The sequence below is a fragment of the Lactobacillus sp. HBUAS51381 genome (assembly GCF_012641095.1).
Taxonomy (GTDB): domain Bacteria; phylum Bacillota; class Bacilli; order Lactobacillales; family Lactobacillaceae; genus Levilactobacillus.
On the sequence record NZ_JAAVSC010000017.1, the window covers coordinates 22,272 to 35,897 of the forward strand.

General features: G+C 53.8%; 10 protein-coding genes. All 10 read left to right on the forward strand.

What is annotated here, in order from left to right; genetic code table 11:
* Positions 1–403: 403 nt before the first annotated feature.
* The 10 genes from mutL to alaS all read left to right on the forward strand — a co-directional run bounded on the left by mutL (position 404) and on the right by alaS (position 13,601).
* Positions 404–2,413, forward strand: coding sequence for a DNA mismatch repair endonuclease MutL (gene mutL, locus HEQ50_RS07210; protein WP_168899847.1), 2,010 nt, complete (start codon positions 404–406; stop codon positions 2,411–2,413).
* A 102-nt stretch (positions 2,414–2,515) separates the two neighbouring features.
* Positions 2,516–3,127: a Holliday junction branch migration protein RuvA gene (gene ruvA / locus HEQ50_RS07215; protein ID WP_168899848.1), complete on the forward strand. Its 612-nt coding sequence runs from the start codon at positions 2,516–2,518 to the stop codon at positions 3,125–3,127.
* A 40-nt stretch (positions 3,128–3,167) separates the two neighbouring features.
* Positions 3,168–4,190, forward strand: coding sequence for a Holliday junction branch migration DNA helicase RuvB (ruvB, locus tag HEQ50_RS07220; protein WP_168899849.1), 1,023 nt, complete (start codon positions 3,168–3,170; stop codon positions 4,188–4,190).
* 15 nt (positions 4,191–4,205) lie between these two features.
* Complete coding sequence (gene queA, locus HEQ50_RS07225) at positions 4,206–5,240, forward strand: tRNA preQ1(34) S-adenosylmethionine ribosyltransferase-isomerase QueA (RefSeq protein WP_168899850.1); 1,035 nt, start codon at positions 4,206–4,208, stop codon at positions 5,238–5,240.
* A gap of 14 nt (positions 5,241–5,254) precedes the next feature.
* A complete protein-coding gene (tgt, locus tag HEQ50_RS07230) occupies positions 5,255–6,397 on the forward strand; it encodes a tRNA guanosine(34) transglycosylase Tgt (protein WP_168899851.1) in 1,143 nt (380 codons plus the stop codon).
* Between the two features lie 71 nt (positions 6,398–6,468).
* A complete protein-coding gene (yajC, locus tag HEQ50_RS07235) occupies positions 6,469–6,918 on the forward strand; it encodes a preprotein translocase subunit YajC (protein WP_334427293.1) in 450 nt (149 codons plus the stop codon).
* Positions 6,919–7,076: 158 nt separating this feature from the next.
* Complete coding sequence (dinB, locus tag HEQ50_RS07240) at positions 7,077–8,192, forward strand: DNA polymerase IV (protein WP_168899852.1); 1,116 nt, start codon at positions 7,077–7,079, stop codon at positions 8,190–8,192.
* 99 nt (positions 8,193–8,291) lie between these two features.
* The gene (locus tag HEQ50_RS07245) at positions 8,292–9,257 is read left to right on the forward strand and encodes a bifunctional oligoribonuclease/PAP phosphatase NrnA (RefSeq protein WP_168899853.1); all 966 of its coding nucleotides are present in this window, start codon (positions 8,292–8,294) and stop codon (positions 9,255–9,257) included.
* A complete protein-coding gene (locus HEQ50_RS07250) occupies positions 9,254–10,612 on the forward strand; it encodes a DEAD/DEAH box helicase (RefSeq protein WP_168899854.1) in 1,359 nt (452 codons plus the stop codon). The genes HEQ50_RS07245 and HEQ50_RS07250 overlap by 4 nt, the downstream gene beginning before the upstream one ends.
* 349 nt (positions 10,613–10,961) lie before the next feature.
* The gene (alaS, locus tag HEQ50_RS07255; RefSeq protein ID WP_168899855.1) at positions 10,962–13,601 is read left to right on the forward strand and encodes an alanine--tRNA ligase; all 2,640 of its coding nucleotides are present in this window, start codon (positions 10,962–10,964) and stop codon (positions 13,599–13,601) included.
* The last annotated feature ends 25 nt before the right edge of the window (positions 13,602–13,626 follow it).

Consider the following 13,626-nt stretch of genomic DNA (forward strand, 5'->3'; position numbering starts at 1 on the left):
GCGACTGGTTATGGGCGGAACATCTGTGTTCAATGGGGTGATTGGATTTTTGACCATCATGTGTCCGGCCCCCAGTTGTGCGATTCTCGTTAAGGGATGGGAGCAACGTCGCTGAGCATTTTTCAAGGAAGTGGTGGTCGTTACCTGATACGCCCAAGTAGCCGTTAGTGAAGCAAAATATGAGCTCAGCCGTGGGATTTTCTAAGTGGTCTGCTTAGAAAATGGCGACTTGAAAACGCTGTTCTTTGCGGTTTCAAGCGAGTCCCGAGACCGTTCTGTGGCTCGGGACGTCCTGCCCACCGCGATCCAGCTCATATTTTGCGAACGGTTAGGCGGCCAGCACCCCACAATGTTGCCAGGTAATCGTCAAATAAATGGGTCATAGAGAAAGGAAGGGCCGTACATGCCTAAAATTCATGAATTGGCGTCGGTGTTGGCCGACCAAATTGCTGCGGGTGAAGTGGTTGAACGGCCCGCGTCCGTGGTGAAAGAACTGGTCGAAAACGCCGTTGACGCCAACAGTAAACAGATCGATATTACCGTCGAAGAGGCCGGCCTTCAGCGCATTACCGTGGTCGATGATGGCGATGGTATTGCCGATGAAGATACCGAGATGGCCTTCAAGCGGCACGCCACCAGTAAGATTACCGATCGTAAGGATCTCTTTCGGATTAAGTCCTTGGGGTTCCGGGGCGAAGCACTGCCCAGCATTGCGTCCGTGGCGGATGTCACGTTGACCACCTCCACCGGGGGCGTAGGGACCTTGATTCACAACGTTGGCGGGATCATCAAGGCGCATACCGCCGCCGCGGCACGTAAGGGAACGACGGTCACGGTCAAGGACTTGTTTGGCAACGTTCCGGCCCGGCTGAAATACCTGAAGTCACCGGCAACCGAGCTGGCACGAATCACGGATATCGTGAACCGACTGGCCCTGAGCTATCCCGACGTGGCCTTTTCACTGGTCCACAACGGCCGTGAGCTCACCCGGACGACTGGCCGTGGCGATCTTCAACAGGTGATCGCCGGCATCTACGGTGTCCAGAGTGCCCGCAAAATGGTGGCCATTAAGGGAGCCAATCCGGACTTCAAGGTGACCGGCTACGTGAGCCTACCGGAGCTAACGCGGGCGAGTCGGCAGTACATTTCGCTACTGTTAAACGGTCGGTACATCCACAATTTTCAATTGAGTAAGGCGTTGATTGCGGGCTACGGGTCAAAATTGATGGTGGGGCGTTATCCGCTCGCCGTCTTGGATATTCACATGGACCCGCTACTAGTCGACGTGAACGTGCATCCGACGAAACAAGAGGTGCGCATCAGCCAGGAGCCGGAGCTTACGCAGCTGATTCAGGAGACGGTCTTTAAGCGGTTGTCGACGGAGAATCTGATTCCCGACGTGTTCAATGAATTACCGCAACAGAAAACGCCGGAGCCAGCGACTGACCAGTTAACCATGGCGTTAAACGATGCTTCCACAAAGTATGAGATGTCCAACAGGTCTTCGGCAACGGCGGCCACCCAACCGGCCGCAACCCCGCAACCCGAAACGCCGCAAGCTGGCCCACAACCGTTGGCGACGCCGGAAGAGGTTCCCGTAGATCCCGTGGTGGTTCACCAACGTACGGACTTTAAGTTGCCGGCCATGCAGGCATTTGATGCGAAATACCGGATGGAACAACCGGCGGCGCCCCTCGGTGGCCCCGCCGAGTCGGCCGCTAATCGGCCGGCCCAGGCGGCCACAACGAACCAGTCGCAGGCACAAGCCACGCAGTTGACCCAAGCACAGCCGCAGCAGCGGTTTCCCGAGCTACGCTACTTGGGCCAGGTGCACGGCACTTATTTGTTGGCCGAGGCCGATGATGGGCTGTATTTAATTGACCAGCATGCCGCGCAGGAACGCGTGAACTATGAGTACTACCGGCAGGCCATCGGTGAGGTGAGTGATGACGAGCAGAAGCTGTTGGTGCCAATCGTCTTGGACTACCCGACGACCGACGTCTTAGAGCTCAGTAACCACATTGAAACGTTGGGAAGTGTCGGCGTTCATCTCGAGAGCTTTGGTCCCAATAGCTTCATCGTGCACGAGCATCCAACCTGGTTCAAAGCCGGGCAGGAGACGGATACGATCAAGGAAATGGTGGACTGGGTGCTCAAGGACGGCAAGATTTCGGTGGCCGCCTTTCGGGAAAAGACCGCCATTATGATGAGCTGTAAGCGGGCCATCAAGGCCAATCACCACTTGGACGATCAGCAGGCACGAGCCCTGCTTAAAAAGCTGGCGACGGCGGAGAATCCGTTTAACTGTCCCCATGGCCGCCCCGTGCTGGTTCATCTGACGGATCAGGACTTGGAGAAGCTGTTCAAACGGATTCAAGATCCTCATCACAGTGGTGACGACTGGGGCGAATAGGCTGGTCGCTTGGCCTTCAGACGATTTCACTGCAGATCGTGTGCGAGTATGGTACAATTTAAAAAGCAAACATACGTTTTCTTAAAGGAGAGTAAACCGGTCATGTATGAATACCTTCATGGGGTCATCGCCGCGGTCTATCCCGACCATGTGGTGATCGACGTCAACGGGGTAGGGTATCTGGTCAACACGGCCAATCCCTACCGTTATCAGGTCGCCACTGATGGACAGGCGGTCACCATTTACGTCTATCAAGCCGTGAGCGATACGGCTCAGACCCTCTATGGGTTTCAGGATTTCGCGGAAAAACAATTATTTTTAAAACTCATCAACGTTAACGGAATTGGGCCGAAGAGTGCCTTAGCCATTCTGGCCAATCCCGATCACCAAGGACTTCTGCAGGCCATTCGGACGAATGACGTGACCTTTTTGACGAAGTTTCCCGGCGTTGGTAAGAAGACGGCCGGTCAGATTGTCCTGGATCTTCAAGGAAAGTTGGACGACCTCGAACCCGCCGATGACGGCGCGCTCTTTACGCCCGAGGTCGCCACGGCTGGCGGCGATAATCCACAGTTAGACGACGCGCTGGCAGCGTTGACGGCGTTGGGTTACCGTGAAGCCGCGGTCAAGAAGGTGACCCCCAAGCTCAAGCAATTCGCTGGAAAATCGACCAACGATTATCTCAGTGAGGGCCTACGCTTGTTGACAACGTAAGCTGGACAGTATCTAGGACTAAACGAAAGGAGGCTGAATGATGGCTGATGACGATCGGCTCGTTTCTCCCCAACCGGAGAATGACCAAGAGGATTCTATTGAAAAATCTTTACGTCCGCAAACGCTGGCGCAATACATCGGGCAAGACCCCATTAAGCATGAACTGCGGGTGTACATTCAAGCGGCCAAGCAACGCGAAGAATCGCTGGATCACGTTCTGCTCTACGGCCCACCTGGTCTGGGCAAGACCACCTTGGCCATGGTCATTGCCAACGAAATGGCCGTACACATCCGCACGACCAGTGGTCCGGCCATTGAAAAGCCGGGTGATTTGGTGGCACTGCTCAACGAGCTTCAACCGGGTGATATCTTATTCATTGATGAAATTCATCGGTTACCCAAGATTGTGGAGGAAATGCTATACTCCGCCATGGAAGACTTTTACATCGACATCGTGGTGGGTCAGGGGCCAACCGCCCATCCCGTGCATTTCCCACTGCCACCATTCACGCTGATTGGGGCGACCACCCGGGCCGGCTTGTTGTCGGCACCGCTGCGGGATCGTTTTGGGATCGTCGAACATATGGCGTACTACCAGACGGCCGATCTGCAGGAGATTGTGGAACGGTCCGCCGATATCTTTAACACGACGATCGCCACGGAAGGTGCGCACGAGGTGGCCTTGCGCTCACGGGGGACGCCGCGGATTGCGAACCGTTTGCTCAAACGGATTCGGGACTTTGCGGAGGTCTCACCGGACCATTCCACCATTGACCGCGCCATCGTGGATCACGCGTTGACGCTGTTACGCGTGGATTCGGCGGGGCTAGATCCGACCGATATTAAACTACTCCGCACCATGATTGACTTTTACGATGGGGGCCCGGTTGGGTTGAATACGCTGGCCGCCAACATTGGTGAGGAGACCGAGACGGTTGCGGCGATGTACGAACCGTACTTGCTACAACGCGGTTATTTGAAACGAACGGCGCGCGGACGGGTTGTGACCCCCGCGGGATACGCCCACTTAGGACTGCCACTACCACATCAGGATAACGCGTAAAGGAGCTGAATCACCATGGGATACACCTTAGATGATTTTGATTACGATTTACCGCACGACCTCATTGCCCAGACGCCAATCAAGCAGCGAGACACCTCGCGCTTATTAGTTCTGGATCATACGGCGCACACGCTGGAGGACAAGCATTTCTACGATATTTTGGATGAATTGCACGCGGGGGATGCCGTGGTCATGAATGACTCACGGGTCATGCCCGCGCGGCTCTACGGGATTCGCGAGGAGACTGGCGGCCACGTGGAGGTCTTGTTGCTTCATAACGTCGAAGGGGATGTCTGGGAAACCCTGATGAAGCCGGCTAAACGGCTTCACGTCGGCACGGTCGTTAGCTTTGGCGATGGTCAATTGACAGCGACGATCACTGAAGAACGTGATGAAGGCATTCGACTGATTGAATTTCACTACACGGGCATCTTCATGGAGATCTTGGAGCAGTTGGGTGAGATGCCACTGCCGCCCTATATCAAGGCCAAGCTCGATGATCCCGACCGTTACCAAACGGTTTACGCCAAGGAAAATGGCTCGGCAGCGGCGCCAACTGCGGGCTTGCATTGGACGCAGGACTTGTTGGCTAAGGTGGCGGCCAAAGGCGTCAAGTTAGTTTACGTCACGCTTCACGTGGGGCTCGGGACTTTCCGCCCGGTAGAAGAGGCCAACATCGAGGATCACAAGATGCACAGCGAATTCTATCGGTTAGACGCCACTGCCGCCAAGACCTTGAACGACGTACGGGCCAATGGGGGCCGCATCATCGCCACCGGCACCACGTCAATTCGGACGTTGGAAACGATTGGAAGCAAATTTCATGGTGAGATCAAACCCGATTCCGGCTGGACCGATATCTTTATTAAGCCGGGTTATCAGTGGCAGGTGGTCGATGCCTTTATTACCAATTTCCACCTGCCCAAGTCAACGTTGGTGATGCTGGTTGCCGCCTTTACCGGTCGTGACCAGATTCTTAATGCCTATCAGCACGCCATTCAGGAGCGTTATCGCTTCTTTAGCTTTGGCGATGCCATGTTTATCAAGTAAATGGAGGATGATCCATGGAACCCGCGATTAAGTATCGCCTGTTAAAAACTGAAAAACACACGGGTGCCCGGCTGGGGGAATTGATTACCCCACACGGCACCTTCAAGACGCCGATGTTCATGCCGGTGGGCACGCAAGCCACCGTAAAGAACATCAGTCCCGACGAACTCGACGAGATGGGCTCACAGGTAATCTTGGCCAATACCTATCATCTGTGGCTCCAACCAGGGGCCGACCTGATCGAAGAGGCCGGGGGACTGCATAAGTTCATGAACTGGAATAAGGGAATTCTGACCGATTCCGGGGGCTTTCAGGTGTGGTCGCTTTCCAAACACCGGAAGCTCACCGAGGAAGGCGTGCACTTTAGAAATGAAGTGAACGGGGATCGACTCTTCCTGTCGCCCGAAAAGGCCATTGGGATTGAAAACCAATTGGGTCCGGACATCATGATGAGCCTCGACGAATGCCCACCGTTCTTCGAAAGCTATGAATACGTCAAGCAGTCCGTGGAGCGAACCAGTCGTTGGGCGGAGCGGGGCTTAAGGGCCCACGCCCATCCCGATTATCAGGGCCTGTTCGGTATCGTTCAGGGGGCCGGTTACGAGGACTTGCGGCGACAATCGGCGAAGGACTTGGTTAGTCTCGATTTCCCCGGTTATTCCATCGGTGGGTTGTCCGTCGGGGAATCCAAGGAAGAGATGAATCGGGTACTCGCCTTTACCACGCCACTTCTGCCGGAGAACAAGCCCCGCTATCTGATGGGGGTCGGCACCGCCGATTCACTGATTGACGGGGTGATTCGTGGTGTGGACATGTTTGATTGTGTCCTGCCGACCCGGATTGGCCGCAAGGGAACCTGCATGACCAGTCGTGGTCGGTTGGTGGTTAAGAACGCGGCGTACGCCCACGATTTTGGGCCGCTTGATCCCGAGTGTGACTGTTACGTTTGCCGGAACTATAGCCGTGCTTACCTTCGCCACTTATTTAAGGCGGACGAGTATTTCGGGCAACGGTTGGCCAGTTACCACAACCTTTATTTCCTACACAACCTGATGAAACGTGTCCGTCAGGCCATCTGGGACGATAATCTGTTGGAATTACGGGAATCGGTTTTCGAAAAGTACGGTTACAATGCCGAACATCCTAAGAACTTTTAGAAATAATTGGACGGATTCCTTAGGTTCTGGTAAAGTGGTTCAGTAGAGATGATACGAAGGAGTGGACAAATGTGTTTGGAAATTTAGTAATTGCAGCCGGCGGGGCCGGTCAATACTCAACAATCTTTATTTTAGTGATCTTCTTGGCCCTGATGTACTTCTTAATGTTGCGGCCACAACAAAAGCAACAAAAGAAGCACCGAGACATGATGAGTGAGTTAAAGAAGGGTGACCACGTGGTGACTATTGGTCGCTTACACGGTGTCATTGACGAAATCAACGAAACGGATAAGACGGTCACTTTAGACTGTGACGGGATTTACCTGGTCTTTGATCTGCGGGCAATCTCATCGGTTACGGCGCAAGCACCAGCTGCTGTTACGGCTCCAGCCGCCGCAGCAACCAGTGAAGCCACTAGCGACGCACAACCTGCTGAAAGTGCCGCTGATGATTCAGCCGACACGGCCGACAGTGCTGCCGCTGATAGCGATAGCGCGGCTAAGGATGACGCAGCCAAATAAGGTTTAACGTGACTCACTGGCAACGGGGTTGTCGGCGAGTTAGAGGACTGACTCAATTCGAGTTGGCCCTTTTTTTGTCCCAGTATAAATATAGTTGAGAACAAACGTTTGTTCGATTATAATCTAGATAAGATCTGTTTAGACTGGGAGGTGGTCCGATGGAACCGGCGGCGAAGTACACCCAACGTAAAATTATTCATGTCGATATGGACGCCTTTTATGCGTCGATTGAGGAGCGCGACCATCCGGAATTCAAGGGCCACCCCCTGATTGTGGCGCAGGATCCCCGAAAAACGGGTGGTCGGGGTGTGGTCACCACCGCCAATTACATCGCTCGGCAGACCGGCGTCCATTCGGCGATGAACGCCAATGAGGCGCTAAAACTCTGTCCCGAGGCGATCTTTAAGACGCCCGACTTCCCCCGCTATCGCCAAGTGTCCGACCAGATTCACGCCATCTTTCACGAATACACCGATAAGATTGAGACGGTTGCCTTCGATGAAGCGTACTTGGATGTTACGGAAAACAAGCACCATCTTCATTCGGCCGTCCAGGTCGCGCACGCCATTCAAGCGGAAATTTTTGACCAGACCCACCTGACCTGTTCGACCGGCATTTCCTATAGTAAATTTTTGGCGAAAGAGGCCTCGGACTTTCGTAAGCCCGTGGGGGTCTGCGTGATCCTACCCGAAGACGCCCACGACTTCCTGATGGCGTTGCCCATCGAACGGTTCCGCGGGGTGGGCAAGAAAACGGTGCCCAAGATGCACGAACTGGGGATCTTAACCGGCGCCGACCTGTATCAGCGTAGTCAGTTGGCGCTGATTCACGACTTTGGTAAATTCGGGTACGTGCTTTACCAGCGGGTGCGGGGCATCGACGAACGACCGGTCGAATATCAGCGGGAACGCAAGTCGATTGGTAAGGAGCGCACGTACGGCCCGCCATTGACCACCACGGGTGAGGTGGAGAGTCAGTTGCAGCGGTTGGCCGAGATGGTGGCCCAGACCGTGCGCCAGAAGCAACGCCACGGGAAGACACTGGTACTCAAGCTGCGAGACAGCCAATTTAACACGATCACCAAGCGGATCACGCAGCCCGATTTTATCGCCAACGATGCCACGGTTTACTACGAATTGGCGTTAGAAATTTATCAAAGTGTGGCCCGCGACGACGAGCAGGTGCGCCTGCTGGGGATTACGCTCACGGGATTGGCACCGCAAACATTTGAGGAGCTGAAGTTGCCGCTCTTTGACGGCGATCGGTCCCGCTGAAAGACTTCCTTTGAAATTACCCCGTAAAACTTGTATACTGAAACGCGGTATCAACGCAATTGCGCTGGAAAATCGGATAGAAAATGGGTGAGCACCATTATGAGCATAGAAAATGAAATTTTAGCAGAAATTAAAAAGTATCAAACAATTATTATTCACCGGCACCAACGGCCAGATCCCGACTGCATCGGGGCCCAATTGGCTTTACGGGCCATCTTGCAGACGAGTTTCCCAGATAAGACCGTTTACGCGGTGGGTAAGCACTACCCGGGGTTTGACTGGATGGGTCAGGCGGATCAAGGCGTGGCCGACGATGCGTACAAGGACGCTTTGGTCATCGTTGTCGATACGGCCAACCAGCCTCGAGTCGATGACGAACGATGGACGACGGGTAAAGCCGTTGTGAAGATTGACCATCATCCCAACGAGGATGCCTTTGGCGACCTCCAATGGGTGTTGGATCAGGCTTCTAGCACCTCTGAAATGTTATATGATTGGTTTGCCGCTAACGAGAGTGAGTTGACCATGCCCGACGATGCGGCTCGTCTGTTGTACGCCGGCATCGTCGGCGACACGGGGCGGTTCATGTATCCAGCCACGTCGGCCAACACCATGGCCGTGGCGGGTAAATTAATGGCCTACGACTTTTCGGCAACCGACGTAAACCAGGCCGAGGATGAGGTTTCCCCGGCCGTGGCGCGGTTGTCCGCCTACGTTTACCAGAACCTAGAGATCTTGCCTAGCGGTGCCGCTTACCTCAAGCTTAGCGACGACGTGGTGGAACCCTTTGGACTAGGCGAGGGAGATTCTACGTCCGCCGTGGTGCCACTTCCGGGTAAGATTACATCCGTCGTGGCCTGGGCCATCTTTGTCGAATCGAAGGATCACACGTACCGCATTCGGTTGCGGTCAAAGGGACCATCGATCAATGGCTTGGCTAAGAACCATGGCGGTGGCGGTCACGCCCTCGCCAGTGGTGCTGGGGCCAAGGACCAAGACGAGATCGATCAAGTCGTTCACGAGCTCGATGAGTTAGTGGCGCAATATAAAGGAGAAAATGAATGACCGAAAACTTTAAAGGATTCAACCTGCAGCCGTACTTGATGACGGCCTTGCAAAAGATTGGGTTTACCAAGCCCACCGCTGTGCAGGAAAAATTAATTCCGACCATTGCGGCCGGCAAGGATGTGGTGGGCCAATCCCAAACCGGGAGTGGGAAGACCCACACGTTCCTGTTGCCCATCTTCAATCAATTAACATCCGAAAATCAGGTACAGGCCGTGATTACGACGCCTAGCCGGGAATTGGCCTATCAGATTCACACGGCGGCCGAACAATTGGCCGCCGAAGCCCCATTTGAAATTCGAATCGGTAACTACGTGGGTGGAACCGATAAGCAACGGCAGGTCAACAAGCTACGGCATTATCAACCCCAATTGGTAATTGGGACGCCGGGCCGGGTGTTGGATTTGATCCAATCACAAGCCTTGGATGTGCATACGACGCGGCAGTTTGTCGTCGATGAAGCCGACATGACCCTTGATTTAGGATTCCTAGATCAAGTTGATAAGATTGCTGGGCGGATGCCCAAGAACCTCCAGATGATGGTCTTCTCTGCAACGATTCCACAACGCCTCGATCCCTTCTTACGAAAATACATGAATCATCCGGTCATCGAAGAAATTCCGACGACCACGGTGATTTCACCCACGATCGATAATTGGTTGATCTCGACCAAGGGACAAAACCGGAATCAACTGATTTTGCAGCTGATTACGATGGGTGAACCCTATCTGGTCCTGATCTTTGCCAACACCAAGACCCGGGTTGAACAGATCAACGACTTCTTAAAGGCCCAAGGGTTGAAGGTCGCCATGATTCATGGGGGCATCAAACCGCGGGAACGGAAACGGGTCATGCGTGAAGTGAAGAACCTTCAGTATCAATTCGTGGTGGCCACCGACTTGGCTGCCCGGGGAATTGATATCGAAGGGGTCTCCCACGTCATCAACGATGATATTCCGGAAGACCTGGACTTCTTCGTGCACCGGGTGGGCCGAACGGGCCGTCAGGGGATGCCGGGAACGGCGATTACCCTGTATTCACCGGATGAGGAAGCCAAGATTTCCGAGATTGAAGCCATGGGCATCAAGTTCCAGCCCAAGCGGATCAGTAACGGCGAGATTGTCGACTCCTATGACCGTAACCGGCGGACGAAACGAAACAAGAGTACCGAAAAGCTTGATCCATCGCTGATTGGCTACGTGATGAAGAAGAAAAAGAAGATTAAGCCCGGCTACAAGCATCAAATCAAGCAGGAAATTCACCGACGCAAGGACCAAGAAAAGCGGGTGGCTGCGCGTCAAAGTGCCCGTAATGAACGGAAACGGCGGAAGCGCGAGTCCGATCGTTATCAATAAAGATTTTGGGCGGGGCCGCTAGAAAAGCGGGCGCTCCACCGCTAATTTGTTCGAAATTCACGTTAACGGGTAACCCTGATTGACAAGGCGGCGGTCGCCACCTATAATTTCTAATGGACATTTAAATAATTAAGTTGAGGACATACCCTTATCCGGCGATTTTCAGAAACGTTTTGGTTGCTGTGAAAAACGATTCGGCGAATAAGTGGTGCTCCCTCAGTGTCATCGCGACTCAGCGTTATGAGTTTAAGAGGTAAACGATTAAAACATCGTTGCAAGTAAAGTGGTACCGCGCTTCGGCGTCTTTACGGGCAACGGTGTTTTTTATACTTTTTTGGAGGTATTAGAGATGAAAGAGCTAAGTAGTAGTCAGATTCGCCAGATGTACCTGGACTTCTTCAAGTCCAAGGGTCACACCATCGAACCCAGTGCATCACTGGTTCCAAAGGACGACCCATCGCTGTTGTGGATCAACTCCGGGGTTGCCACGATGAAGAAATATTTCTCCGGCCAAGTCGTACCCGAGAATCCGCGCTTGACCAGTTCACAGAAGAGTATTCGGACCAACGATATTGAAAACGTGGGGAAGACGGCTCGTCACCACACGTTGTTTGAAATGTTGGGGAACTTCTCCGTGGGGGATTACTTCAAGAAGGAAGCCATCACCTGGGCGTGGGAACTCTTGACCTCACCAGACTGGTTCGGTTGGGATCCCGATAAACTCTACATGACGGTTTACCCCAAGGATACCGATGCCAAGGCTGACTGGGAAGCCGCCGGTGTGGCCCCCGATCACATTATCGCTGTCGAAGATAACTTCTGGGATATCGGTGAGGGGCCTTCTGGTCCGGACTCCGAAATCTTCTACGACCGGGGCGAATCCTTCAACAACTTGGCGGATGATGATCCCGAAAACTACCCGGGTGGGGAAAATGAACGCTACCTGGAAGTCTGGAACATCGTGTTCTCCCAGTTCAACCACGAACCGGATGGCACCTACAAGCCATTACCGCGGAAGAATATTGATACGGGGATGGGCCTGGAACGGGTCGTTTCGATTTTCCAAAATGCCAAGACCAACTTCGAAACCGACCTGTTCTTACCAATCATCGAGAAGACTGCTGAACTGAGCGCCGGCAAGAAGTACGGGGCCAACCACGAAGACGACGTGTCCTTTAAGGTGATTGCCGATCACGCGCGGGCCATTACGTTTGCCATTGGTGACGGTGCCTTACCTGGAAATGAAGGCCGAGGCTACGTCATCCGCCGGTTAATCCGTCGGGCCATCGTCAACGGTCAGAAGCTGGGCATCAACGGGGCCTTCTTGGATCAATTAGTCCCAGTTGTCGGCAAAATCATGCAGTCTTACTACCCAGACGTGCTCAAGCAAAGCGACTACATTGCCAAGGTGGTTCGTTCCGAAGAAGACCGGTTCGGTGAAACGCTGGACGGTGGGTTGAACCTTCTGAACAGCTTGATCGCCGACCTGAAGAAGCAGGGCGGCAGTCAGATTGCCGGTGCCGATGCCTTCAAACTCTATGATACGTACGGGTTCCCGGTTGAATTAACCGAGGAATATGCCGACGATCAGGGAATTACGGTCGATGAGGACGGCTTCAAGGCCGAAATGCAGAAGCAAAAGGATCGTGCGCGGAATGCCCGGGGTAAGCAAAAGGCCATGGGCTTGCAGCATGATCTCTTGATTAACGTGAAGACGCCAAGTCAATACGTGGGCTATACCCAACTGGAAACGCAGAGCAAGTTGACCGAACTAGTCGTTGATGATCAGTTGGCCGACGAGGCCGTCTCTGGGACGGCGGAAGCCATGTTTGACACCACGCCGTTCTACGCCGAAATGGGGGGCCAAGTTGCCGATAAGGGGGATATCTATGACCTGGACGGCAACGTTGTCGCTCACGTGGCCGACGTGCAACATGCGCCAAACGGTCAGAACCTCCACACGTTGACGGTCGTTGCACCGTTGAAGAAGGGCACAACCTACGCGTTAAAGGTTGACCAGAAGTTCCACAGTAAGGTTGAAAAGAACCATACCGCAACCCACTTGTTGGACAAGGCCTTACGGGAAGTCTTTGGGGAACACACCCAACAAGCCGGTTCGCTGGTTGAAGGGGATTACCTGCGCTTTGACTTTACCCACTTTGGTCAGGTCGATCCTGCCGATTTAGCCAAGGCAGAGGCTATTGTTAACGAAAAGATCTTTGCCGAACTTCCCGTTACGACGGTGGAAACGGATATCGAGTCCGCCAAGAAGATGGGGGCCATTGCACTGTTCAGTGAAAAGTACGGCAAGGTTGTCCGCGTGGTGAGCGCTGGTGACTTTGTGACCGAATTCTGTGGGGGAAATCACGTGAAGAACACCAACGAGATTGGTTTATTCAAGATCACCTCGGAATCCGGTGTCGGTGCAGGTGTACGGCGGATCGAAGCCGTCACCTCCGCAGCCGCTTACCGGTACTTGCAGGGCCGCAGTGAAATCTTAGATGCCGTTGCTGGTGATTTAAAGGTTACTCAGGACACCGAAGTTGAACAAAAGGTGACGAGCCTCCAAGCCCAAGTGAAGAGCTTAGAACAGAAGCAAGCGGCCTTAGAAGGCAAGTTGGCCAGTCAAGAGGCCAGTGCGGTCTTTGATCAGGTCACTGAAGCCGGCAATTACAAGCTGATCAGCGGGACGGTTCAAGTTTCCAAGATGGACCAACTCCGTGCTTTAGCAGATGCTTGGCGGGACCAAGCACTCTCAGATGTGTTAGTTCTGGGTGCCGAAGTCAATGGCAAGGCCAATTTGATTGTGGCGGTCAGCGCCGACAAGCAAAAGCAAGTCAAGGCTGGCGATCTGATCAAGGCCATTGCCCCGAAGATTAACGGTGGTGGTGGCGGTCGACCTAACCTGGCGCAAGCTGGTGGGAAGAACCCAGCCGGCTTACCAGCGGCCATGACCGCAGCGGTTGACTGGTTGAAGGAACAGGACTAGTGCGGGCCTAACGACGGGTCATGCA